Source organism: Bartonella tamiae Th239 (assembly GCF_000278275.1).
GTDB lineage: Bacteria > Pseudomonadota > Alphaproteobacteria > Rhizobiales > Rhizobiaceae > Bartonella > Bartonella tamiae.
Genome location: NZ_JH725147.1, coordinates 1,455,052 through 1,480,299 on the forward strand (window position 1 = coordinate 1,455,052; position 25,248 = coordinate 1,480,299).

Below are 25,248 nucleotides of genomic sequence, written 5' to 3' on the forward strand. Positions count from 1 at the left end.
AAGTTTTTTTACAATAGATGGTAAGAGTGATATTCGTATATTTTTTTGATCAGCGTTTATTTGATTGAGTAGTATTGATAATATCTTGTGCCCGCAACCAGTCGGATGATCCATACTTTAATTTTTGTTGTGCACGTGTTGCAAATATACGGGCTTGCATGCGATTTCCATTATAATAATGCATATCTGCTGTCGCAAGATCTGCAAGACCTATTTTCCCTTCACGTCCATAAGCCATCGCTAAATAGCGATAAGCTGCTGAAAATTCTGGTTCTTTCGATAGACCATTTTTTATTTCTTTTATGGCTAGAGAAAGGTTTTGAGCATTATTTGTTAATAATAATGCTCGTCCATAACTTACGCGCAATAAGCTTGAAGCTTGTGGATCAAGCTCTGCGGCGCGTTTATAAGCATTCGCAGCAGCTACAGGATCATTTGCCTTGATGAAAACATCACCAAGGAGTTCGTGAAAAAAAGGATTGTTGGGCTGTTCTTTTACTAAAGCATCTACTTTTAAACGTGCAGCTTTGGGCGCACTGTTGCCAACTGCCAAAATAGCTTCACCATATCGTGCAGCTAATCCACGTGGATTTTTAGAAAACATACGTCGTAATTCAACAAAATTTCCTGTGTTTGCTGCAATTTTTGCGCGTGCCATATCGTGGCGCAATTGCAATTCTGGAGGATCTTTTTTATCAAAATAAGGACTTTTTTTCGCGAGTGTCTCAAGTGCGGCAATTCTTTCTCGGGGAAGCGGATGGCTTATTCTATAAGGATCAACCCGAGAGCCAGATAATGCAAGTGCATTTGAAAAGCGCTCAAATGTCGTCAGCATCCCTTTAGTGGATTGTCCGCTTTTATTAAGATAATTGACAGCTGCTCTATCAGCGGCGGATTCTTCACTGCGTTGATAATTTAATAAAGTACGCATGGCAATTTCACTGCTGCCTGAAGCAATACCACCTGCGGCTCCAGCCGCTGCTGAATTACCTGTAGATGCACCAGCTACACCCGCACCAACACCAAGCAGCAATCCAATAACAGCCATTGTTTGCGCTCTTTTTAGTTGTTCACGTAAACGATGTTGATGCCCATTGGCAAGATGGCCTGTTTCATGTGCAATCACACCAATAATTTCATTCGGTGTTTCAGATTGCATAATTGCACCAATATTGACAAAAATTCTTTGGCCATCAACAAAGGCATTGAAACTTTTATCATTAACAATAATAATTTGAATATTATTTGCATTGACACCTGCTGCTTTAAAAATTGGAGCAGTGTAGTCGGCCAAAAGTTGTTCAATTTCCGCATCTCTCACAATAGGTACGGAACGCGATTGAGCAATAGCACTTTGATAGGATGAAACGATTATAAGAATAAAAGATAAAAAAAGATTGAAAACAACAGTCAATCTCCGTTTGTAAGCTTGACTAAGAAGTGATTTACCATCACGTAAAAAAAACGACATAGACGACCTTTCAAACGGACTTACATAGGTTTGACTGTCCATTGCACACCATAATATTCTGTCTATTATAAGACAAACTCAATCATGATCAAAGCATTTCTCTATGGGAAATAAAATATATGAGTGTGTCAATCAGAAGCAGTATTGGTCCTTTCTTGGAGATGCATGTGCTTTCAAAAGTTTAGGAGCGTCGACAAGAAGACCATTCGGCTATATCAATGGCAGTTGGGCAACCAGATGCGCAATGCCCTCAAACTGTGTTAAATGCGGCACATGAAGCGCTTAAAAATGGACATATTGGTTATACAAGTGTATTGAGTATACACTCTTTAAGATATAAATTTCTGAGCATTATGATACGCATCTTAACATTCGTATATCGCCTGAGTGTATTGCTATCATAACAGGGTCTTCTGCTGGCTTTAATCTTTTTTTTGATGTGTATCAATGTAGATGATTATGTAGCAATTACACGTCTAAGCAAACCAGCTTATCGAAATATTATGAAGTTACTTGTTATAAATATTATTAAAATTGACATTTTGGTAGCGCTATACTCACAGCACCAAGCTTATCATAACTGCATGCAAAAACACGTTTGAAAGGAGTTTTGTTCGCTTCTCCAAATAAACCGAAAGGTGCGATTATACCAAAAGAAGAAATGGTGGCGACTTTGGATTTTTGTTGCCTTGTACATATGCAAGTTACTTCAGATGAAATTTATCATAGATTAAATATTTTTACTCCTGATGTAACAGCTTTATCGTTGGATAACACTGTTATTTTTGCCAATTCATTCTCAAAATATTATTGTATGACAGGGGGGCGAATGAATTGAATGGTTTTACCTGAACCTTTCATAAGACCATGTGAACGCGTCATTCAAAATTTCTATATTTCCGCGCCTGAGCTTTCACAATATGCATCATTTACAGCAAAAGACGATAAGATTATCCTATGCAGGGTCAAATAAGAATATGCAATATGATATGGAAGGTTTAAAAAATGGCTTTTAAAGTAGTGTACAGACTTCACTTTCTTGCAAAATCACCATAATCTTATTTAAATTTTCTTTGGTTGAAATTTTTTGTCTTAAGATGAAATAGTTTAAATTGTTAAATTTTGTGGATCTTTATGAATACGATAAGCGGTTTATATAATCAAAAACCAAAATTTGCTGTCGCGCCGATGCTGGACTGGACGGATCGGCATTGTCGATATTTCCATCGTCTTTTAACAAAACATGCGCTTTTATATACTGAAATGGTCGTTGCCGATGCTATTATACATGGCGATCGAGAGCGTCTTCTTGGTTTTAATAATGAAGAACATCCTATTGCACTTCAGTTAGGCGGTTCAAGCCCGCATAAACTTGCCGAAGCGGCTGCAATCGGCGCCGATTTTGGCTATAATGAAATTAATATTAATGTCGGTTGTCCATCTGATAGAGTTCAATCAGGAACATTTGGTGCCTGTCTCATGTTAGAGCCTGAAAAGGTTGCTCAAGCTATTGAGGTAGTTAAAAATACCGTTCAAATACCAGTAACTGTCAAATGTCGTATTGGAGTGGATGAGCAAGATATTCAAAAAGATCTTGATCGTTTTACAAAATTAATCTGTGATGCAGGCTGTGATGCAATTTGGGTACATGCACGTAAAGCTTGGCTGAAAGGATTAAGTCCGAAAGAAAACAGAGATATTCCCACTTTAGACTATGAAAGAGTTTATCAATTAAAAGATGATTTTTTCTTTAAATTCATAGGTTTAAATGGTGGAGTTCAATCAATTAATGATGTTATGCATCATTTAAAAATAATGGATGGAGTCATGATGGGGCGAACTGCCTATCATAATCCTGATATTCTTAAGGTTATTGATAATGTTGTTTTTGATGATGACAATAAGCCTATTATTGATGCAGATCTTATTGATTTAATGACCGAATATGCACACCTTCATATAGAAAGAGGGGGACGTCTTTCTCATGTGACACGACATATGGTAGGTATGTTTCACGGGAGAAAGGGTGCTCGAAAATGGCGGCAGATCTTATCAAGTGAGGCAACGTTTAAAGATGCAGATCCTCGCATTTTAAAAAAGGCATTTTTAGAAATTGATAAATAAAATCGACTTAATCGACCATAATAAGTCGATCGCCACGCACAGAATATCCTGAAAGACTATTCAAAAAGCTCATTCCGAGTAAATTTGTTGAAAGTCTTCCTTTTTGGGAGATAAGAGCAGATACATTCGTTCTTTTTATTCCTCCAATATTTAAACTATCAATTATTGTTAAAGCTGCATAAGTGTTTCCATTTGCGGTTTTGATGGGAACAGAAAAATGTAAGTTTTTCACATTGATACCTGCTGTTATAGCATCCTCAAACCTTAAAACGATGGTTGAAGCTCCCGTATCCACCGTAAAACGTATATTTTTTCCATTTAAAATGGCCTGTGTTGCAAAATGTCCATTGAGAGAGCGTTGAAGACTAACACGGATTCCACTTTCATTATATTGTGTTAATGGGCTTCCAGGAATTATTCCAACTGTTAGTTGGTTTGCAATGTCTTGTATTTCATATCGGGAATTATAAAAAAACATCAGAGCAAAAATAATAGAACACCAAATTATAAGATTGCGTATCATATGAGAGAGTTTTATTCCTGATCCTAATAAACCTGAAGCAACAATTAAGCCCACAATTCCATAATAACTAAGTGAAGTGATTTGATCTGAATTAATGTTGCTATCACTAAAATGTTTTAATCCCATACTGATAAGTGTAAGAACACCAACACATGCGAGTAATATCCAAAATAATCTCATCATACCTTCCAATAGGAATAGAACTTTCTTTATAAAGCTAAATAAAGACCGCATAAAATGAACAGTGCTGAACACTGTTGAAATGCACCCAAAGTATCTCCAGTATAACCACCAATGCGTTTTAAACATAACAAAGAAAATAATGATATGAATAAGAAACATAAAATGGCTAAAAGAAAAAGCCATAATAGATGAAAACCACACGCACCAAGCAAAAGAAAGATACCTAAAGAAATTGTAACACTATTAAAGCTATTTTTTTTGCTTGGGCAGCCTGCTTTTGATGCCGTCCCATTAATACGAGCAAGCGGTAATTTGATCCAAAACCAAACCATCAGGCCTCGGCTGAAAGTTTCTGTCATGATAATGGCGATGCACACCCTTTTGTAATCGGCACTTTCAAAAATTGCAGCAATGCTAAAAAAGCGAATTGCAACGCCAAATATTAACGCTATCGTGCCATAGGTTCCGATATGAGAATCTTTCATAATCGCTAAACGATCATTTTTAGTTTTTGCTACAAATAAAGCGTCTGCCAGATCCGCTAATCCATCTTCATGTAATGCACCTGTCGTAAATATTATCGCTAAAACAGAAAATAAAGCACTCATCAAAGGAGGAAATCCTAGAAAAGAAGCTATTACAAAAATAACAGCACTCAATAATCCAATAAAAAAACCGACAAGGGGAAAAAACACAACGTCATCAGCAATGTTATTCTTATCTTCAAACCAATTGTTTGAGACAGGAATACGCGTCAAAAATCCTATTGAACGCATAAATTTTCTAAAAAAAACATTCAAAGACATCTTGCTCCATTAAAACGAAAGTGACATTGCTTATAATTCGTTCTTATATAAGATTCTATTCATACAATCCTAAATTGACAGGATATTTCCTTTGACAGCTCAACCTTTTGATGACTTTCGCGCCCTTTTAACCAATTTACCCGAACCAGATGCGTTTGCAATGACACTTGCCCGAAAGCGTCAAGTGGAATTAACAAAACCAAAAGGATCACTCGGTAAATTGGAAGAGATTGCTGTTTGGTATGCTGGATGGAAAGGGGGCGAGAAACCTATTGTTACACGTCCTCTTGTTGCTGTTTTTGCCGGTAATCATGGTGTGACGGATGAAAATGTTTCACCGTTTCCAAGAGCAGTCACTCAAAAAATGGTTGAAAACTTTGCAGCTGGTGGTGCAGCAATTAATCAAATATGCGTGGCTTATGATCTTGGTTTAAAAATTTTTGATCTGGCTTTAGATTATCCAACTATGGATATCACAAAAGATGCTGCTATGGATGAACGAGGTGCGGCGGCAACTATGGCATTCGGTATGGAATCAATTGCAGGCGGCACAGATCTTCTGTGTCTTGGTGAAATGGGAATTGGTAATACAACAATTGCTGCTGCACTTTCTCTTGCATTATTTGGTGGTGAAGCAGAAGATTGGGTGGGCCCTGGTACGGGGGCAACGGGAGAGATTTACAAAAGAAAAGTTGACGCTGTTAAAAAAGCATGCGATTTGCACAACGATCATCTTGATGATCCTTTTGAAATTATGCGTCGTTTAGGAGGACGAGAAATTGCAGCTATTGTTGGTGCTATTTTGGCTGCAAGAATGGAAAAAATTCCAGTAATCTTAGATGGTTTTGTTGTGACAGCTGCCGCTGCCATTTTACATAAAGCCCATCCACAAGCACTTGATCATTGTCTGATTGGACACGTATCTGCGGAACCGGGGCATAAAAAAATATTGGAAATTATAAAAAAGAAACCTTTATTAGATCTCAATATGCGGTTAGGAGAGGCGACAGGTGCTGCTTTGGCTGCTGGTATTGTAAAGGCTGCTGTTTTAACCCATGCCCAAATGGCAACGTTTTCTGAAGCTGATATGAGCGATATTCAATAAAAAATTATATATATAGGGAATGTAATAATATCAATATAATATCAAATGCTTTTATTATTGAATATTAATATCATCTGATGGATATAGAAATAAAGTAAATAATTATAAAAAGTAATTTTATAATAAATTATGTAAATTTGGTTTGTATTTTTATTTTAAAGTCTTACTTATTATTTATGCTATTTAAATACTGCATATATGAAGGAGACATGTTATGCCATTAAAATCAGGTCCTAAAAGAATTGCAAAATCAACTGGCAAACTGGATCAACGCCAACGAGATAATAAAAATACTCTCGGTAATACTTCATGCTTAAAAGCAAGTAAGTCTACAAAGACTACAAAAAAATTGAAGTAAATAAGATTAAAATTATTTGAATATTTTCAACACTAAAAATGCTTACAAGCGATTATTTTCTTTTTCAATTATAATATAATCAAGAGGTAATTCCGTTGTATATTTGATTTGTTCCATCGCAAAAGCTGATGAAACATCTCTAATATCAATTTTAGCAATCAATTTTTTATAAAAGACGTCATAAGCTGCAATATCTGGCACGACGACCCGTAATAAATAATCAACATCTCCACTCATACGATAAAATTCAACGACTTCTTGAAATTCTTGTACAATTTCAGAAAATCGTTTGAGCCATTCATGATTATGTGAACCTGTACGTATTGAGACAAAGACTGTTACACGTGTATTTACTTTTTCAGGGGATAATACAACCACCCGTCTTTGAATAACACCATCTTCCTCAAGTTTTTGAATACGCCTCCAGCATGGTGTTGTTGATAATCCAACTTTTTTTGCAACATCAGCAACGGCTAAAGTTGCATCTTCCTGTAAAAGTCGTAAAATTTTTCTATCAAGACGATCCATCACTGCTTCCAATATTCTATTGATTAAATGAGTCAACTATCTATTTATAGCATAAATAGAAAAAAATTCTAACTTTTCAAATATGTTTCAATAAGTTGTTTTATGTTCGGTAGTAACTCATCTTCAAACTAAGGGTTTTCCATAATCTAAGCTGTATTACGCCATGATGGATGAGGTAATGGAAGCATACTATATCCACGGGATTTTTTTTTAATAAAATTTTTTTCTAATTTTTAAAAGTTTATGTCATATTTTTTCAATGAGATCTTCAATATGATATTTCCAAGCATATATTCCTATTGCAATAATCAATTACATCTTTTGCATTGATTCAAAAATTTTATCATTCCATGTCATTTTACATTCTTTTCTAGGAGGAAGGTCACCTTTTGTTTTATCATAACCAGGAAAATAAAAACCCATAGGCACGATTGAAAAAAAATATTTATTGTAAAAAACTTCACGACTAAAACCAAGCCAATGACGAAGACGATCTCCTGAACGATTGTTAAACGCTATATCCGTTTCATAAAGACGCAATCCCAGAGCTTGGCCAGCTATGACAATCTTAGTAGTGTTTGAAACTGTCAATACTGGTCTTGGTGGTAAACTCATACGAAACAAATATTTTGAATTGTCAAAACACTGTCGTCAACGTTTTATTTTTTTGTCAAACATTCAAGATTTATCATTACACTATTTTCATTTTATTTCATATATTTAAAAAGTTTTCTTTATATATTATAACAAGAAATAAATAAAAAATCTTATGTTTCGTAGATAAGTTTTAGAGTTTATTACTTCGACGCCAGTTTCTAGGGTTCTCAAATGGACTTGACCAAATCCCTCGTTTCTCTCGGCGTGCTTGATCTTCCTCTAAAGGATAACCGTAATAACTGACCGCCCAACCATCAATAACCATTTGTTGGTTTAGATTTGTTTCACCTGCATAACAAATTGCTAAAAAACGTTGATATTGATCCTTTTTATCACTGTAGCAAACAACTTTTTGTCCATTAATGAGTTTACCTAAATGTTTTTTAGAGTGCTGTCCACAAGCATATCTTTTGGTTTTCTCACCACAAAATTGGAATAATTCAGGTGCATCCATATCAAGAAGACGTATTTTTTTATCTGCTATAATTATGGAATCTCCATCGCTAAGTATGGCATTTCCCACAATTTTTTCATTATTAAAATTAAACAAACTTAAGAATGATGCAATAATGATTACGACTATTGCAATTAAAAAATCATTTATGCGTGAGTTTCGATTTTTAAACATTTTTGTCTCGTGAACGAATAATAATTTGAATGCTTTATTCGCATCAATTTATAGTTTTATTTAAAGGTTTGATGTCAAGAGATATTGATGGCAGCAAGTTAATTTTTATAATTTTGATACCACTGTTCAACATTTAAAAATGCCAAATCGGCTAAAAATTCATTTTAAAATAATTGTTAATGAGAATTTTTATGAAACTATCCGCATTTTTTAAATGCTTCTTCTGATAAACAATGATTTTTTGAGCGGATTAATCTCTATCGTCAACGCAAAAATCCTTACACTATTAAGTCACAAAATATCTCATCAATGTTATTTTAATAGATTTGAAGAGGATATCAATTTTTGACGTTGAAACTAAGGATAAGATTTAAGATATGTTCAAAGTTCTATAGGTGGTCCTAAAGTTTTATACTGATTTTTGACTTTTGATTTATTAGGCTTCTTTAATACTTGTTATAATAAAAATTTAATGGAGTGAATTATACGAAAAAAATAGGAACATCACATTTTTATTTTTGTCTAAGTTTCAGATGATCCTCGGCAAAGTCAGTTATCCCTTCGATATTATCAATGTTGAAATAGGGCAGCTGAACATTTTCTATTGGCATATCACTTGCTATAGCGACAATATTATTGTCGCTTTCATTTAGAGGAAGCCCTGTTTGTCCATTTTTTAATCGCACCTCAATCTTTTCATGAGGTTCATTTTTAAAACCCTCAACAATTATAAGATCACATGGACCAATAAGATCAATTACAGATGACAAAGACATCTCATTGTCGACTGTATTTTCATGAATGTAAGCAAAGCGTTTTGAGGAAACAATGGCTACTTCTTGTGCACCTGCTTGACGATGTTTCCAGGAATCTGTTCCCTCGTGATCAATATCAAAATTATGATGGGCATGTTTTATTGTTGAAACTTTATAGCCTCTCATAGTTAGTGCTGCAACCAAACTTGTAACAAGTGTTGTTTTGCCATTATTTTTCCAGCCAGTAATCCCTAATATTTTTTTATTACATTTCATCGTTTTATAATTTTTTTAAACTTATCAAGATCAGCATGTGTGTTAATGTTAAAGAATGCACCTTTATCAATGTTTTTGTCAAATATTATAAATTGAGGATTATGGGCAAAAGCGAATGAACGAATACTTTTATCTTGAGAGGTTAATAAAAATTGATTTAAACTTTCTTTTAACGTAACTGGCCATAATCCAAAGGTAGGTTGGAGACCTCTTACTGTTTTAACAATACGGAAGTCAGAAGAGTTTGTGAGATTTTCAGTCATCTTGTAAAAAAAGTTTTTTGGAAGAATAGGACAATCTATTGGAAAAGTTAGTATATGAGAAAAACCAAATTCTATAGCATATTCTAACCCAGAATAAATTCCTGCAAGTGGTCCTTTATAGAAATGGCATTGTTGATCTTTAAATAAAGATATTTTTTCTTTCAATATTTTTTCAGTTAATTGATTAGAGCTAACTGCTATTGAAAAGTTTTCTTTTTTGAGTCGATCAATTTGAATATTAAGAAGAGTTTTACCATCAATCTTTAATAAAGATTTATCTTGTCCCATACGGGTAGAGAGTCCACCAGCCAAAATAACAGCTAATATTTTTGACTTTTTGTTCAAATGAATACCTTTATATAATCTCAAAAAATATTTAGCTTATAAATGATATTTTATACGATTATAAAAAATTATATTTTAGTATTAGGCTCTTTCATGACTGTGGTGTTTTTTATCAACTTAACATGATTGTCATAATGAACTCGTATTATTTTATCAACAACGTCTTATGTGATTGTTAAAACAATACAATAAAAAAACCACCTTTATAATTAAAGGCGGTTTTAAAAAAAATTGAGACAATAATTATTTAATTTTTGCTTCTTTAAATTCAACATGTTTCTTAACAATAGGATCATATTTCCTTTTGCTCATTTTATCTGTCATTGTACGACTATTCTTTTTTGTTACATAAAAAAAGCCAGTATCCGCCGTTGATACGAGCTTGATTTTAATGGTTGCTGCCTTGGCCATAATAAGATCCTGTTTTATAAATAATAAACGTAATGCTGCTGAAATCCTCTCCAGCGCTAACGATTTTTTTGTGACAGTAAGGATGTTATAAAAAAAGTCAAGAGCGGAAAAGCGATCTTAGCATTCTTGTTAGAACTAAAATGATATAAAGTGCAAAAAAAGTCGCCATCGCATTAGAAAATCCAAATGGTGAAAAAATATCCATGGCTTTGCCGATTATCGTTGGTCCAACGAGCATACCAATACCATAACAAAAAATGAATGCAGAATTTGCAGCAGCTAATTCGTGTCCACTAAGGCGCGATCCTAATTGTGCAAGTCCAATAGTATAAAGACCCGCAGATACTCCACCAAGTATAAATAAATCAATCATTATTGCCCATTTACATTCTGCAATAATGGGTAAAATTAACGTTCCGATCAAGCCTATAAGAGCACACCCCATAAGTGAAATGCGCCTATCTTTTATTATATCACTGATCATACCAATGGGAACAAGTAATAAAACATTACCAAAAGCCAGTATTGCCATAAATTTTGCAGCTTCAGTACTATTATAACCGAGCTGAATACTAAAAGGAGTAATGAGTGTTAGGGCACCCATTTGAATGGCACCATAAATAAAAACCGCCATTGTCGCTGTTGGTACAGAAAAAATATAAGATAAAAAGGTGACATGTTCATTTTTATGAATTGTTGGACTCATATTCCACGCTATAAGAAGAGGTATAACTGCAAGCCCAATAAGAAGACAAGCTGTACCAAAAGGACTGAAACCATCACTACCAACATAAGCCAAAAGCGTAGGGCCCACAGCAAATCCTAAGCCAAGCACAATCGCATAAATTGCAAGTACTAATCCTCTTTTTTGAGGAGGTGCGGAACTGTTGACCCAAAATTCTGATAAAATAAACATAATTGTCATTGCAAAATGCAAACTAAAGCGAAGGCCTAACCAAATCCAGATCGATTCAAAATAATAAAAACCTAAAAAACTTGCGCAACCAATGACCATCATAATTAAAATGGCGCACGTAAGTTTAAATTTCAGAGCTATACGCTCTGCAAACATTGCAGCTAAAATAGTTGCAATGCCTCCAATTGTGCCGCTATAGCCTATTATGCTTGATGAAAAGCCACGTTGTGCCATCAATAAGGATATGAGTTGTGTTCCTAATCCTAGCGCAACACCAACAGCACCAATGGTCGCAGTCGCAGCGATAATTGCATAAAAGGATTGTTTTTGGGAGAGTAAATTTGCGTTTTTCATAAATCAATTAAATGTTTTTGTAATTTTTTTATTCATAAATATAAAATATGCTGGCAAGGTATTTTGCATTGTTTTTTGTTCGGCAATAAATTTTTTGCAAGAGATATTTTTTTTATCGGATGAATAGGTAAATTCGAAGTTTTGCTTATGTCTAACCATTGTAGGTCACTGAGTTCTTTTTTATCTTTAATATCATATGGATTAGTTACATATTTATAATTCACCATATAAAAATAGGTATCGTAGTGGCACGGATGATTGAAAAGCGTAATAGCTCTAGCAAAATAGCGTAAATAAGAAAGATTGATAAATCCATAAGAGTATAGTTTTGACTGAAAACCCTTATCATGGGCTTCAACCTTTGATATTTTTAATTTTTTTGAAGTAATTGCTCCATTTTTTTCAAAAGTTTCACGCAAGGTACACACACCAAAGGCCTTTGCAAGTCTTTGCGATTGTGTTTTGGGGTGATTGTTCAAAATGCTCCATTGATCTGCTTCAATCAATTCTTCTGTAATTGGCGCACAATAGTCACGTCTTTTAACGTCCTCTTCGTTGAATACATAAAATCCAGGTAAAAAACGATGGTCATGATGTCTTTTTCCTATCAAAACATAAGGTTTTGATTGACGCCAACAAATATTTAAAAGAGATGCTGCTTTTTTAGGTTTTTGAGATCGAGACGTCTGATATGTATAATCAGTCACCGACGCCGTCCTTTATGATTTTTTCTATTTTTTATACCTTTATGCCGTTTTGTTTTATGATAAGAAACAGGTGAAAAGGAAAGAGCCCGAGGTGGACTTAACATTTCAAATCGTAATGCACCTGCAATCGGTTGTGCTTCAACTAATCGTATTTCCACTTGATCACCTAATTGATAACCTTTTTTCCCACGTTCACCATTAAGAGCGTGGCGTGATTCATCAAAATGATAATAATCAGAGTCTAATGTTGAAATAGGAATAAATCCATCAGCTCCCAGACGATCAAGCGCTATAAATAAACCAGATTTTGTAACACCTGAAATACGACCAGAAAATGTTGCACCAATTTTATCGGCAAGAAAATGAGCGATTAAACGATCAACAGTGTCGCGTTCCGCAGCTATTGCACGACGTTCTTTTAAAGAAATAGTGCGTGCGATATCTTCTAATTCATTTTCTTGGTCATCTTTTATTCCATCTTTTCCGAGTTTTAAAGCTTTAATTAAACCACGATGAACAGTAAGATCAGCATAACGGCGAATAGGCGAAGTAAAATGAGCATAATTATGCAAGTGTAAACCAAAATGTCCAATATTATGAGGTGTATACTCAGCTTGTGACTGCGATCGTAAAACGACTTGGTTGACAAGTTCTTGTTGAGAACTATCTGCAACTTTTTCTAAAATGGTATTCAAACGTGCCGGTGTTAAATCAACACCGCGCGCTAAGGTTATGCCAAGTGAATGAAGAAAATCTCTCAACGCTTCTTGTTTGGCAAGTGATGGTTGGTCATGCACTCTATATATTAAAGGTTGATTATGTTTTTTCAAAACTTCTGCAGCTGCGACATTGGCTTGGATCATAAATTCTTCAATTAATTTGTGAGCATCAAGACGAGGTGGAACAATAACGTCTTTCACGCGTCCTTCATCATCTAACAAAACTTTTTTTTCTGGTATATCCAATTCTAAAGGTTGACGTTTATTTCGCTCTTGATTGAGAGAAAAGTATGCAGCCCATAAAGGTTTTAAAACCTTTTCCAATAAAGGTTGTGTTTTTTCATCGCCTTTACCATCAATTGCCGCTTGCGCTTGTTGATAGGATAATTTTGCAGAAGAACGCATCATGATGCGATGGAAACTATGTTTGCGCTTACGTCCATTTGCATCAATAATAATACGAACTGCTAGAGCAGGGCGGTCTTCACCTTCACGCAGTGAACATAGATCATTTGAGATACGTTCAGGCAACATTGGTACAACTCTTTCAGGAAAATAAACAGAATTACCTCTTTTATAGGCTTCTTTATCCAACAACGTAGAAGAGTGAACATAGGTTGAAACATCAGCAATAGCGATCGTTAAAATAAAACCACCCAAATTATTTGGATCATCATCGACCACTGCATGTACAGCATCGTCGTGATCTTTTGCGTCTGAAGGATCAATGGTGATGAGATCAAGTGCGCGCCAATCTTCACGCCCTTCTAGGGTTACGGATTGTATGGTTTGTACTTCGTCAATAACCTCTTTTGGAAAAATATGGGGAATGTCATGCGAAATGATTGCAATCATAGAGAGAGATTTTTCACTCTCTATGCGTCCTAAAACAGAATGTATACGACCTTGCTTAAGGCCATAACGATGATCCCGATCAATAATAACTTCAACAAGATCACCTGGCAAAGCTTCTTTATGCGTTATATCATCGATTGCAATTTCTGAGGCTTTGCGATGAATAGGTTGTAAACGATAGTGCCCAGTGTCTGTTTTTCTTAAAATGCCAATTTCAAAATGATTTGTTCTATCAAGCTTTTTAATCAGTCGTCCGGAATATTGAGGTCCTTCTGAATCTTTATTTTTAAATATTTTTGCAAGAATACGCTCTCCAACACCAATGCCAGAACCTCTTATATGATGGTTTGGATGAATGATGACAAACAGTTGTTCTGTACCTTTAAAATCTACTGGACTTGCAATAAAGGCGCCGTCTTGATCTCGTTTTACAATTTCCAAAACACTAACAGGAGGTAAAGTATTTTTTACGACAACTCTTTTCCGATTTTTTGAAATTAATCCTTCATCTTTCAGTAGTCGTAACATATCCTTTAGCCAAATCCTTTTATCACCTTTTAAATTGAAAGCTTTGGCTATATCACGCTTGCTTGCAAGATCGGGATTGTCTTTTAAAAAAGTCACTATATCCTGTTTGCTCGGAAGGGATTTCTCCTCATTTAAAGCTTGTTTTTGCTTTGTTTTTTTTGGGGGGGAATCCCGTTTCACTGATCAACGTGCCTTTTTAGTTGTTTTCTTTGTGGTCGCTTTTTTAGTAGCGATTTTTTTAGTCTTTTTAGTGCCACCGGCTTTTGCTTCAAGAAGTAAAAGCGCCTCTTCTAAAGTAACACTCGTAGGATCTTTTTCTTTTGGAAGTGTCGCATTAATTTTACCCCAATTGACATAAGGACCATAGCGTCCATCTCGCACGGTAACACTTCCGCCATCGGGATGATCACCTAATATTACCAGAGCTGTCGGTTGTCCTCGCCCACTTGCACCACCTTTGCTTTGTTTTTCGGCAAGTATTGTGACAGCGCGATTAATTCCGATGTCAAAGACTTCGTCAACATTTTCTAAATTTGCGTATTTACCATTATAAGAAAGATAGGGTCCATAACGACCAATTGAAGCTGTAATTGGGGTTCCAGTTTCTGGATGAATTCCAACTTCACGTGGTAGTGAAAGAAGAGACAAGGCTTTATCCAATGTCATGTCACTTTGTGCCCATGATTTAGGTAAACCTGCACGTTTAGAGTCTTTACCTTCACCAATTTGAACATAAGGGCCGAACCGTCCTGTACGCAAAGTGATATCTTCATTTGTATTGGGATCTTTTCCTAAAACAAGTGGGCCATCTGCTATTGCCGTCTCACCATTATCATTGTGTTCACTACCTAATTGACGCGTAAATTTACATTCAGGATAATTTGAACACCCCACAAAGGCACCATAGCGACCAAGTTTTAAAGAGAGTTTTCCTGCATGACAAATTGGACATAAACGTGGATCGCCACCTTCCTCACGTGGAGGAAAGGCAAGGGGTGCTAATGTTTCATTTAAAACATCAAGAACATTGCTGACGCGTAAATCTTTAATTTCAGAAACAGAATGGTTAAAAGCATCCCAAAAATCACGCAAAACTTGTTTCCACGATAATTGACCATCAGAAATTAAATCAAGTTTTTCTTCTAAACTAGCGGTAAAATCATATTCCACATATTGATTAAAGAAGTTTTCTAAAAATGCTGTGACAATGCGCCCTTTTGCTTCTGGCATCAGACGACGTTTATCAATTGTGACATAATCACGATCACGAAGTGTAGCAAGTGTCGATGCATATGTAGAAGGGCGCCCAATGCCAAGCTCTTCAAGTTTTTTAATTAAACTTGCTTCTGAATACCGTGGTGGTGGCTCTGTTGTATGTTGTGTTGCATCGACTTCGTGTTTATTTAAAATTTCTTCACTTTCAATATGGGGGAGACGAGTGCTTTCCTCCTCCTCCTTTGAATCATCTTCCTTATGATCCATGTAAGCCGCAATAAAACCGTCAAATCGTACAACAGAACCTGTTGCTCTTAGATTGGCGTGATTTGAACCATTAATCGCTTCAATCTCAACCGTTGTACGTTCAATATCAGCAGGCAACATTTGGCTTGCAATAGCGCGTTTCCATATAAGTTCGTAAAGTTTTGCCTGATCGTTATCAAGATATTTGGTGGCTTCATGTGGAATTCGTTTGAAGCTTGTGGGGCGAATGGCTTCATGAGCTTCTTGTGCATTTTTGGCTTTGGCAGAATAAAAACGTGGTTTTTCTGGAACATAAGTTTGACCAAAAGATTGGCCTATAGCCTCACGTGCCTCAGAAATGGCCTCACTAGCCATTTGCACACCATCCGTTCGCATATATGTAATCAGCCCAGTTGTTTCACCGCCAATGTCCACACCTTCGTAAAGTTTTTGTGCAACTTGCATGGTACGTGATGCAGAAAATCCTAGCTTTGCGGATGCTGCTTGTTGCAAAGTTGATGTGGTAAAGGGGGGGGAAGGATTACGCTTTGTTGGTTTTGCTTCTACGCTTATAGTGCGAAAAGTGGCACCATCAAGCATTGTTTTTATACCATCAGCCTCTATTTGTGTTTTAATATCCAATTTGGCTAGTTTTTTTTGATTATATGCAACCAAGCGTGCGATAAAATTTTCTTTTCTTTGAGTGGATAATTCGGCGGCTATGGTCCAATATTCTTCATGTTTAAAATGTTCAATTTCAGCTTCACGCTGGCAAATAAGACGTAATGCTACAGATTGAACCCGTCCTGCAGAACGTGCACCCGGAAGTTTACGCCATAAAACAGGTGAAAGGGTAAATCCAACAAGATAATCTAAAGCACGGCGTGCCAGATAAGCATCAACCAAAGGAACATCAATATCACGCGGATGCGCCATGGCATCTAAAACAGATTTTTTCGTTATTGCATTAAAAACAACACGTTTAACAGGTTTATCTTTAATAACTTTCTTTTGTCGCAATACTTCTAAAACATGCCATGAAATTGCTTCACCTTCCCGATCAGGGTCAGTCGCTAAAATAAGTTCATCCGCGTCCTTAACGGCTTTTGCTATTTCATTTAATCGTTTAGAAGAAGCGTTATCTACATCCCACTTCATTGAAAAGTCTTCATCGGGCAGTACGGATCCGTCTTTGGCAGGTAAATCGCGTACATGACCGAATGAAGCCAAAACCTTATAGTTAGACCCTAAATACTTATTGATCGTTTTAGCTTTTGCTGGTGATTCAACAACAACAACATCCATATTTTTATCCGCTTTTTAAAGTCAAAATTTGTATCTGAACTGTATTTAAATGAACATTCAAACCTTTTTGGTCAAGGCTAAATAATCAAAATAGACAGTAACACAACTTTTAATTGTAATTTATATATTTTCTATTTATAGTATATTATACGTTTTTCTAAGTTCATAATTCTAATGATAAATCTTGTAAATGATTAAATATAACTACAAATTAATATGTGACCGCAATTAAATTGGAGATTATATGTCTAAAAATCAAACAGAGATTATTGGATATATTACAGACATGTCAAAAGAAATGAAGATCATGGCGAATGCTGCACGTTCACCTTTCTTGGCTTATTTGTTGGATATGGTTTCTCAAGAGGGGCAAAATATTTTGAACGTGCATCAAAAAGATCACAATAATCATTGAACAAAAAGCGAAACATAGCCGCCTGAATGGCGCACCAATTTACCAGCAAGATCAAGCTCGACTAATAAAAGATAAAGCTTGTTTAATGGAACACCTGAATGAAAACTTAAAGTTTCTATATCTATTGGTGTTACAGAAAGAGCTGATAAAACCTTTTGACGTTCTTTATCATTCACATCTTCATTAAAAATATCAGGACTATCCGATTCGTTAAATCCTTGTGGTGGTAATAAAGACTCCATATTTTTAAAAAGATAGGGTTGAGTTGGCGATGTATTTGGAACAAGGGGGAAAAGTGTTTTTGCTAAATCATCAGGATCAGTTATAAAAATGGCTCCATCACGGATAAGTTTGTTAGGACCTTCTGCACGTGGATCAAGTGGTGATCCAGGAATAGCAAATACCAACCTGCCAATTTCATTTGCAATACGCGCTGTAATAAGAGAACCAGAACGTTTTGCTGCTTCAACAATTAAAAGACCAAGAGATAATCCTGCAATGATACGGTTTCTACGTGGAAAATCCACCGCACGTGGAGTCCACCCAATGGGCATTTCACTGATAATTACACCACCTCTATGAATAATATCACGATAAAGTGTCGTATTTTCTGGAGGATAAACACAATCCACACCACCAGCTAAAACAGCAATTGTGCCTGTGTCTAAAGATGCCTGATGAGCAGCAGAATCAATGCCACGAGCCAGACCAGAAACTATGGAAAAACCATGGTCGCCTAATGCCTTTGCAAATTGAAAAGTAAGCTTTTTGCCAGATGCTGACGCATTCCTTGAACCAACAATAGCAACTGAAGGCTTCATAAATATCTCAACGTTACCACGCAATGCAATTAAAGGGGGAGGAAATTCAATGGCACGTAAGAGTTCAGGATATTCAGGCTCGCCAACACAAACAAATTTTATTCCCATTTGAAGGGCTTTTTCAAATTCTTTTTCAGCATCTTCTATGCTTGCAATGCGTATTGTTTTTCTTGCGCCGCCTTTTGCGTTTAATTCAGGAAGTGCTTCAATTGCTTTTTGCGCTGAACCGAAACGTGCAATAAGATTCAAAAAAGTAACAGCCCCAACGTTTTCGCTTCTTATCAGTCGCAACCAGTTTAAACGCTGATAATCAGTAAGTTTAATGCCTTTTTGTTTATTTTGCATCACCCCTTTTTGCTAATCTTGTCTTCTTCGCCTTTTAAAAGACGGTTGATATTTTCATGATGTTTAACAATAACTATCATGCTCATAATTGCAAGAATTAGAGCCGTTGAAAAACGATGGTTATTTGGTAAGATAAAAAACGTAAAAATTGGTGCTGTCACAACAGCAATCAACGCTGAAAGTGATGAATAGCGTGTTATAAATGCAATTCCAACCCAAACAATTACAAAGATTAGAGCCAATGGTCCGTAAAAACCCAAACAAACACCCAAATAGGTGGCAACACCTTTGCCTCCTTTGAATTTTAGCCAAACAGGATATAAATGACCTAAAAAAACACAAAAGCCACTTAATAAAATAATACTATAATGATCTGTTCTTTGAACAATCATAGAAGCAAAAATAACGGCGACAGTTCCTTTCAAAAGATCGCAAAGAAGAGTCAAAAATGCGATTTTTTTATTTCCTGTGCGTAAAACATTCGTCGCACCAATATTTCCTGAACCAATTGAGCGCACATCGCCCAAACCTGCAAAATGTGTAAATATTAAACCAAAAGGTATTGAACCAATTAGATAAGATAGAAATGGCAAAAGCCATAATATAAATTGATTGTGGGATAACATATCCATTGATCAATGACTTTCTACTTATAATATTCTAATGACCATATATTCATTGTTTATGCATTATTAGCATATGCTAAAGACTTTTAGTCCTTTAACATAAGTTTGCAAAACTCTACCTTGAAAGCGTGCCTTTTCAAAAGGGCTATTTTTTGATCGTGAATGCAACATATCAAGTGATAAAACCCATGGCTCTTCCAAATCCACAATAATAAAATCTGCGTTTTGACCTTGTTTTAGTGTTCCAGCATCCAATCCAAAAAGCTTTGCAGGATTGGTTGATAGAAGACGAACAATAGTGATAAGTGAAAGCGACCCATTATGATAAAGTCTTAATGCTGCGGCTAATAAAGTTTCCAAACCGACTGCACCTGTTTGTGAATCTTCAAAAGGCAAACGTTTTGTATCAACGTCTTGCGGATCATGACTGGAAACAATCATATCAATTGTACCATTGCGCAGGGATTCAATCATTGAAAGACGATCATCTTCAGTGCGCAATGGAGGTGAAAGACGGAAAAAAGTCCGATATTCTCCAATGTCATTTTCATTAAGTGATATATGATTAATGGAAACAGCTGACGATATTTTGGTGTTTTTTTGTTTAGCTCTTTCTATAGTTTCAGCAGACATAGCTGTTGAAATTTGGGCTGCGTGGTATCGGCATTGCGTTAAATTCGCCAATCTTAAATCCCGTTCAAGCGGAATAATTTCTGCCTCTTTTGGGATTCCTAAAAGTCCAAGCCAGCTAGCAAGAAGACCTTCATTCATAACACCAAGACTATTAAGCCATTTATCTTGCGTTTCGTGCATTATAGGCATATCAAAATCGCGCGCATAGGTCATGGCACGTCGCATCATTGCAGAATTTTCAATTGTTTTTTTTCCGTCCGAGAAAGCAATTGCTCCTGCATTTTTCATTAATCCAAATTCAGTAAGCTCTTGACCCATCAGTCCCTTTGTAATGGCAGGCACTGGATGAACATGAACTTTTGCTGTTTCTCTTGCTGTTCGTTTAATAAATTCAACCAATGAAACACTATCAATTACAGGATTTGTGTCAGGCATCATTAAAAAAGAAGTTATTCCTCCCGCAGCTGCAGAGTGGCTAGCGGATTCAATTGTCTCTCTATGTTCCTCACCAGGTTCGCCTACAAAAACACGGCTGTCAACCAAACCCGGTAAAATCGTTTTTCCCTCAAGGTCATAGACTTCTGCTCCTTCTGGAACACCTTGATTATGGGCTTCTTTGCCAGAAGCCATAAATACACCATTGTCAACAATAAGAGCGCCTATCTCATCCATATTTCTTGAAGGATCAACAATACGGGCATTTTGAAAAACAGTTGTTTTATTATATAAAGCTTTGCTCATAATCTTTACTTCTCACCAATATGATGACGTGAATCAAGAAGCGCTTCCATCACTGCCATTCTAACAGCTACGCCCATTTCAACTTGTGTTTGGATGACACTGTGTGAACCATCGGCAACATCTGAAGCAATTTCAACGCCTCTATTCATTGGGCCTGGATGCATAACAATACAATCAGGTTTGGCATTGTGAAGCTTTTGTTTGTCCAAGCCAAAAAAATGAAAATATTCCCGCGATGATGGGATAAAAGCACTCGTCATGCGTTCACGTTGCAAACGAAGCATCATAATAACATCGACATCTTTAAGACCTTGTTGCATATCATTATAAACGCTCACACTCATATTTTCTATTTCTGATGGAAGAAGTGTTGAAGGCGCAATAACACGCACACGCGCTCCCAAAGCGTTGAGGCATATAATATTAGATCGCGCAACTCGTGAATGTAAAATATCACCACAAATTGCAATATTTAATCCTTCAATATGTTTTTTAGCGCGCCTTATCGTTAGAGCATCAAGAAGTGCTTGAGTAGGGTGTTCATGTGCTCCATCACCAGCATTTATAACGGCACAATCAACCTTTTGCGCAAGAAGCGCGGCCGCACCTGCAGCGCTATGGCGTATAACCAAAATATCTGGATGCATGGCATTTAAAGTCATTGCTGTATCAATGAGTGTCTCGCCTTTTTTCACAGATGAATTGGCTACGGACATATTCATCACATCGCCACCAAGACGTTTGCCAGCCAATTCAAATGATGATTGGGTTCTGGTTGATGCTTCAAAAAATAAATTTATTTGAGTTCTTCCACGTAGTGTAGATTTTTTCTTATCAATTTGTTGCGAAAGAGCGACATTTTCATTTGCACGATCAAGAAGCAAAGTAATGTCTTGTGAATTAAGGTCTTTAATTCCCAACAAATGACGATGACGAAATAGAGGAAAAGATACATTATGTGTCATAGTAAATCATTTCTATAAGCTTTTAACAAATTCACAACAAGCAATGTTTGTTATTTTTAAGTCTTTTTAACCGCTAAAAAACCAATTGTCTTTAAAATCATGATGTTTTGATTCGAAAATAGGAATAAAATTGTGAACGCACTGTCTGCTCGATCTACTCAAAAAAGAAATGCTTTTCTTGATGATGCGGTTTTATTCCGTTTTAGCTCTAACCTCTCACCAACACTTCTTTCAGGATTTGAAGAAATTGGTGCGTTTGTTTCAAGTCGTGAAGGCCGTGATTTAGCGCGATTGGCAAATGTATACCAACCTCAGTTGCGGCGAGAAAATGAATGGGGAGATGCAACACAACAAATTGAAATGCATCCTGCCTATCATGCATTGCAGCGACGTTCAAAACAGGCTGGTCTTTCGTCTTCTTTGTGGGATCAATCTAAAACTGAAAATGGTGTGCGTTATCAAGCACGCGCAATAAGACTTTTTTTGCTATCAGGCTTAGAAACAGGACATTTAATAGAAAATATATTTAATAGTGCTGCGATTTCTGCACTTATAAGCGAAAATGATTTGTTCCAAAAATGGCAAAATAATTTGCTATCGCGGCAACATGATTTTTCTTCAAGACCACTTTCAACCAAAAAATCTGCTAGCATTACTTTTGCATTTGATAATGCAACGGACAGTGTCCGTGCTACCAATTATAATGCTTCAGCGACACGTGTTCACTTTGATGCAGTATTGGGAAGAGATATTTTTAGTCTAGAAGCCGTTAAAACATCCGTAATAAATCCATTCGCAGACGGTTATTTTGTAACAGCGGCTGTTAATGGAGAAATGAGCTGTTTTTTAGTCCCGCGTTTACAGGAAAATGGTGCTTTGAATGGTCATATATCAATCGATCATCTATTAAAAAGTGCCGGCGAATGCTCAGTTCCTGAAGGTCAGGTTTCATTTCATCAAAGTCAAGGTTGGCTTATTGGTCAATTGGGGGGCGGAGAGAAAGTCATTCGCGATATTGAAACAATGATTCGTTTTGATGATTCTGTCATTACTGCAGGTGTATTGAGATCTGCGCTTCAATATGGAATTGATTTTTTTCGGCGTGAACAACAGCGTCAAACATTATCACCACTTACTGAACGTATTTTTGCTGATCTCGCACTAGATGTCGTTGCGGCACAATGTTTAATGATGCGTTTAGCAAAAGCCTTCGATCAAGCCGCAAACAATCGTGATGAAGCATCTTTTGCACGTATTATGACACCTATTGTTGCGATGCATGTAAACCAATTGGCTGTTCCTATTATTGGCGAGATTATTGCACAATTAGGAGCTAAAGCATTTTTTCATGATAGTCGGCTTGCACGTATGCTACAGGATTCACCTATCCGCTCTATGAAGGGTTCTGGTGGTAATGATCTAGTAGAAGATATCATTCGTATGGCGGTTAAAGCGCCAGGACTTTTTTATAGTTTAATAGAGCGCATAGGTTTTGATATTGGACCAGCAGGACCAAAAACAGTAGATATTCTAAAAGCCGCTGCAACTGTTGCCGCTAGTGATATTGGAGCTGGACGGCTTTTTGTTGAGCAAATGGCTTATGCGGGTGCAGCAGCCTGCTTAAGACAAACTGATCTTGATGCCATAAGTGTTGCATATATGGAAAGTCGGCTCGGTGGACAATGGCGCTCATCGTATGGAATGTTGAGTGCGCGTCATAATGCTGGTCATATATTAAATACACTTTATCCTATTGTTTAAATATGAAATTTAAGTGTTTTTAAACGATCAAGTGCGCCTTGTAATATAAATGCGGCCGCCGCAGAATCTATTTTTTCAGAGCGTTTTGCTCGCGAAACATTCATTTCTAAAAGGGACCGTTCGGCAGCAACAGTTGATAGGCGTTCATCCCAAAAAACAAATGGTATATTTGTTATTGAATTCATATTACTTACAAATGTGCGTGTTGCCTGTACGCGTGGGCCATTGCTTCCGTTCATATTTATAGGTAACCCAATAACAATCACGCCTACATTTTCTTTAAAAAGTCGTTGATTTAGTAAGGGGGCATCAATTGAAAACTTTTTACGCTTTAATACGGGTCTAGGATGAGCAAAGGACCAGCAAAGATCAGATATGGCAATGCCAATTGTTTTTGTCCCAAGGTCAAGCCCTGCAATTGTTTTTTCCTTCAAAGCTAAATTCGGTACATCTAAAATATCAATAACGGGCATGTGATTTAAAAATATTATTTGCCTCTTGGCATTTGTTAAAGAAATAATCATATATCATTTCATTATAATAAAGTGAATAAAAAGGAGCCACAAATATGAAAATTACATGGCTAGGACATGCAGCATTTAAAATCGAAACTGGAAATGCTGTCATTCTCATTGATCCTTATTTATCGGATAACCCAGCTGCAAAAAATCTTGATCTAAAAAAAATAGTAGATAACGTAACGCATATTGCTTTAACACATGGCCATGGTGATCATGTGGGTGATACAATTTCTATTGCTCGCGAAAAAAACATTCCAGTCACCGCAAATGCGGATTTGGGAACATGGCTGAGTACTCAAGGTGTAGAAAAAATAATTGCAGGCAATACAGGCGGCACTCAACATCATAATGGTTACACCATTACATTTGTTAACGCTTTGCATTCTTCTGGAATGCTCACCGAGAACGGAAATTCACAAAGCTTAGGCAATCCGAACGGTCTTATTTTTCATTTTGATCATGCACCAACACTTTATCATTTCGGGGATACAGATATTTTTTCGGATATGAAACTTATTGATGAGTTGCATTCACCAGAAATTGGACTTGTGCCGGTTGGTGATCGGTTTACAATGGGTGGGGCGGTTGCTGCTTTGGCTTGTAAAAGATATTTAAATCTTAAAACTGCAATACCATGTCATTATGGAACTTTTCCTTTTCTTGAGCAAACACCTGAAAAATTCGTCAAGGGTATGGAAGGCAGCACCACAAATATAGCTGTTCCAAAAATCGGTGAAACACTCAATTTTTAAGTGTCTTTTCTTGCGCTTACGCTTTGTGCACTGTATAGCCAATATAGAAAATGTATTCATATAGGAAATGATCTATGTCGGTGGATATCAAAACAGTTAAAAGAGTGGCGCATTTGGCACGTATTGCTGTTAATGATCAAGAAGCAGAACGTATCAGTGGTGAGCTGAGAAAAATCTTGGAATTTGTTGAAAAGTTAAATGAAGTTGATATCGACGACATTGAGCCAATGACTTCTGTAACGCATATGACATTGCGTATGCGTGAAGATAAAGTAACGGATGGAAATAAAGTAGGCGACATCGTTGCTAATGCACCTCTTAGTGAAGATAATTTTTTTCTAGTTCCTAAAGTGGTTGAATAGATTAACGAAACTTTTTAAATTTTGAGAT

Annotated in this window: 26 protein-coding genes; 8 read left to right on the forward strand and 18 right to left on the reverse strand. The window is 36.3% G+C overall.

Annotated features, from left to right (window positions below):
- Positions 1–49: 49 nt before the first annotated feature.
- Complete coding sequence (locus ME5_RS06540) at positions 50–1,471, reverse strand: M48 family metalloprotease (protein WP_008039531.1); 1,422 nt, start codon at positions 1,469–1,471, stop codon at positions 50–52.
- Positions 1,472–2,069: 598 nt separating this feature from the next.
- On the opposite strand from ME5_RS06540, the gene ME5_RS10200 reads away from it, so the two are divergent.
- Together ME5_RS10200 and dusA are read left to right on the forward strand one after the other, a co-directional pair.
- Entirely contained in the window at positions 2,070–2,309 is a 240-nt protein-coding gene (locus ME5_RS10200; protein WP_051016466.1) for an aminotransferase class I/II-fold pyridoxal phosphate-dependent enzyme, read from the forward strand.
- Positions 2,310–2,605: 296 nt separating this feature from the next.
- Entirely contained in the window at positions 2,606–3,595 is a 990-nt protein-coding gene (gene dusA, locus ME5_RS06550; protein WP_008039533.1) for a tRNA dihydrouridine(20/20a) synthase DusA, read from the forward strand.
- Positions 3,596–3,602: 7 nt separating this feature from the next.
- Here dusA and ME5_RS06555 read toward each other — a convergent pair whose 3' ends face one another.
- Positions 3,603–4,301: a TIGR02281 family clan AA aspartic protease gene (locus ME5_RS06555; protein ID WP_245256500.1), complete on the reverse strand. Its 699-nt coding sequence runs from the start codon at positions 4,299–4,301 to the stop codon at positions 3,603–3,605.
- A 26-nt stretch (positions 4,302–4,327) separates the two neighbouring features.
- Complete coding sequence (gene cobS / locus ME5_RS06560; RefSeq protein WP_008039536.1) at positions 4,328–5,107, reverse strand: adenosylcobinamide-GDP ribazoletransferase; 780 nt, start codon at positions 5,105–5,107, stop codon at positions 4,328–4,330.
- Positions 5,108–5,198: 91 nt separating this feature from the next.
- On the opposite strand from cobS, the gene cobT reads away from it, so the two are divergent.
- Positions 5,199–6,212 carry a nicotinate-nucleotide--dimethylbenzimidazole phosphoribosyltransferase gene (gene cobT, locus ME5_RS06565; protein ID WP_008039537.1) on the forward strand — a complete coding sequence of 338 codons (1,014 nt, stop codon included), beginning with the start codon at positions 5,199–5,201 and terminating at the stop codon, positions 6,210–6,212.
- A 214-nt stretch (positions 6,213–6,426) separates the two neighbouring features.
- Positions 6,427–6,570 carry a hypothetical protein gene (locus ME5_RS10640; protein WP_008039538.1) on the forward strand — a complete coding sequence of 48 codons (144 nt, stop codon included), beginning with the start codon at positions 6,427–6,429 and terminating at the stop codon, positions 6,568–6,570.
- A gap of 42 nt (positions 6,571–6,612) precedes the next feature.
- On the opposite strand, the gene ME5_RS06570 is transcribed toward ME5_RS10640, so the two are convergent.
- The 10 genes from ME5_RS06570 to topA form a co-directional block, all read right to left on the reverse strand.
- Complete coding sequence (locus ME5_RS06570; protein ID WP_008039539.1) at positions 6,613–7,098, reverse strand: Lrp/AsnC family transcriptional regulator; 486 nt, start codon at positions 7,096–7,098, stop codon at positions 6,613–6,615.
- Positions 7,099–7,410: 312 nt separating this feature from the next.
- Positions 7,411–7,713: a uracil-DNA glycosylase family protein gene (locus ME5_RS06575; RefSeq protein ID WP_008039540.1), complete on the reverse strand. Its 303-nt coding sequence runs from the start codon at positions 7,711–7,713 to the stop codon at positions 7,411–7,413.
- 172 nt (positions 7,714–7,885) lie between these two features.
- Complete coding sequence (locus tag ME5_RS06580; protein ID WP_008039541.1) at positions 7,886–8,383, reverse strand: thermonuclease family protein; 498 nt, start codon at positions 8,381–8,383, stop codon at positions 7,886–7,888.
- Between the two features lie 512 nt (positions 8,384–8,895).
- On the reverse strand, positions 8,896–9,414 hold the full coding sequence (gene mobB, locus ME5_RS06585; RefSeq protein ID WP_008039542.1) for a molybdopterin-guanine dinucleotide biosynthesis protein B: 519 nt from the start codon (positions 9,412–9,414) through the stop codon (positions 8,896–8,898).
- A complete protein-coding gene (locus ME5_RS06590; protein WP_008039543.1) occupies positions 9,411–10,022 on the reverse strand; it encodes a molybdenum cofactor guanylyltransferase in 612 nt (203 codons plus the stop codon). The genes mobB and ME5_RS06590 overlap by 4 nt, the downstream gene beginning before the upstream one ends.
- Before the next feature lie 243 nt (positions 10,023–10,265).
- Positions 10,266–10,433 carry a 50S ribosomal protein L33 gene (gene rpmG, locus ME5_RS06595; RefSeq protein ID WP_008039544.1) on the reverse strand — a complete coding sequence of 56 codons (168 nt, stop codon included), beginning with the start codon at positions 10,431–10,433 and terminating at the stop codon, positions 10,266–10,268.
- A gap of 97 nt (positions 10,434–10,530) precedes the next feature.
- Complete coding sequence (locus tag ME5_RS06600) at positions 10,531–11,703, reverse strand: MFS transporter (protein ID WP_008039545.1); 1,173 nt, start codon at positions 11,701–11,703, stop codon at positions 10,531–10,533.
- A gap of 32 nt (positions 11,704–11,735) precedes the next feature.
- Positions 11,736–12,410 carry an NUDIX hydrolase gene (locus ME5_RS06605; RefSeq protein ID WP_008039546.1) on the reverse strand — a complete coding sequence of 225 codons (675 nt, stop codon included), beginning with the start codon at positions 12,408–12,410 and terminating at the stop codon, positions 11,736–11,738.
- Complete coding sequence (gene rnr, locus ME5_RS06610; RefSeq protein ID WP_008039548.1) at positions 12,407–14,692, reverse strand: ribonuclease R; 2,286 nt, start codon at positions 14,690–14,692, stop codon at positions 12,407–12,409. Before rnr ends, ME5_RS06605 begins: the two co-directional genes overlap by 4 nt.
- Before the next feature lie 3 nt (positions 14,693–14,695).
- Entirely contained in the window at positions 14,696–17,278 is a 2,583-nt protein-coding gene (topA, locus tag ME5_RS06615) for a type I DNA topoisomerase (protein WP_008039550.1), read from the reverse strand.
- A gap of 244 nt (positions 17,279–17,522) precedes the next feature.
- Between topA and ME5_RS10645 the strand changes: the two genes are divergently transcribed.
- Positions 17,523–17,693, forward strand: coding sequence for a hypothetical protein (locus tag ME5_RS10645; protein WP_008039551.1), 171 nt, complete (start codon positions 17,523–17,525; stop codon positions 17,691–17,693).
- On the opposite strand, the gene dprA is transcribed toward ME5_RS10645, so the two are convergent.
- Genes dprA through ME5_RS06635 form a run of 4 tightly spaced genes read right to left on the reverse strand, consistent with a single transcriptional unit; the run spans position 17,687 to position 21,824 of the window.
- Positions 17,687–18,859, reverse strand: a complete 1,173-nt coding sequence (gene dprA / locus ME5_RS06620; RefSeq protein WP_008039552.1) for a DNA-processing protein DprA — start codon at positions 18,857–18,859, stop codon at positions 17,687–17,689. The two genes, ME5_RS10645 and dprA, sit on opposite strands and share 7 nt — an antisense overlap.
- The gene (gene plsY, locus ME5_RS06625) at positions 18,859–19,491 is read right to left on the reverse strand and encodes a glycerol-3-phosphate 1-O-acyltransferase PlsY (protein ID WP_008039553.1); all 633 of its coding nucleotides are present in this window, start codon (positions 19,489–19,491) and stop codon (positions 18,859–18,861) included. Before plsY ends, dprA begins: the two co-directional genes overlap by 1 nt.
- A 60-nt stretch (positions 19,492–19,551) precedes the next feature.
- Positions 19,552–20,859, reverse strand: a complete 1,308-nt coding sequence (locus ME5_RS06630) for a dihydroorotase (RefSeq protein WP_008039558.1) — start codon at positions 20,857–20,859, stop codon at positions 19,552–19,554.
- A gap of 5 nt (positions 20,860–20,864) precedes the next feature.
- The gene (locus ME5_RS06635) at positions 20,865–21,824 is read right to left on the reverse strand and encodes an aspartate carbamoyltransferase catalytic subunit (RefSeq protein WP_008039560.1); all 960 of its coding nucleotides are present in this window, start codon (positions 21,822–21,824) and stop codon (positions 20,865–20,867) included.
- A 132-nt stretch (positions 21,825–21,956) separates the two neighbouring features.
- On the opposite strand from ME5_RS06635, the gene ME5_RS06640 reads away from it, so the two are divergent.
- Positions 21,957–23,585, forward strand: coding sequence for an acyl-CoA dehydrogenase family protein (locus tag ME5_RS06640; RefSeq protein WP_008039564.1), 1,629 nt, complete (start codon positions 21,957–21,959; stop codon positions 23,583–23,585).
- On the opposite strand, the gene ruvX is transcribed toward ME5_RS06640, so the two are convergent.
- Positions 23,582–24,058 carry a Holliday junction resolvase RuvX gene (gene ruvX, locus ME5_RS06645; RefSeq protein ID WP_008039566.1) on the reverse strand — a complete coding sequence of 159 codons (477 nt, stop codon included), beginning with the start codon at positions 24,056–24,058 and terminating at the stop codon, positions 23,582–23,584. The two genes, ME5_RS06640 and ruvX, sit on opposite strands and share 4 nt — an antisense overlap.
- 95 nt (positions 24,059–24,153) lie before the next feature.
- Between ruvX and ME5_RS06650 the strand changes: the two genes are divergently transcribed.
- On the forward strand, positions 24,154–24,858 hold the full coding sequence (locus ME5_RS06650; RefSeq protein WP_008039567.1) for a metal-dependent hydrolase: 705 nt from the start codon (positions 24,154–24,156) through the stop codon (positions 24,856–24,858).
- 74 nt (positions 24,859–24,932) lie between these two features.
- Entirely contained in the window at positions 24,933–25,220 is a 288-nt protein-coding gene (gatC, locus tag ME5_RS06655; protein ID WP_008039569.1) for an Asp-tRNA(Asn)/Glu-tRNA(Gln) amidotransferase subunit GatC, read from the forward strand.
- Positions 25,221–25,248: the final 28 nt, after the last annotated feature.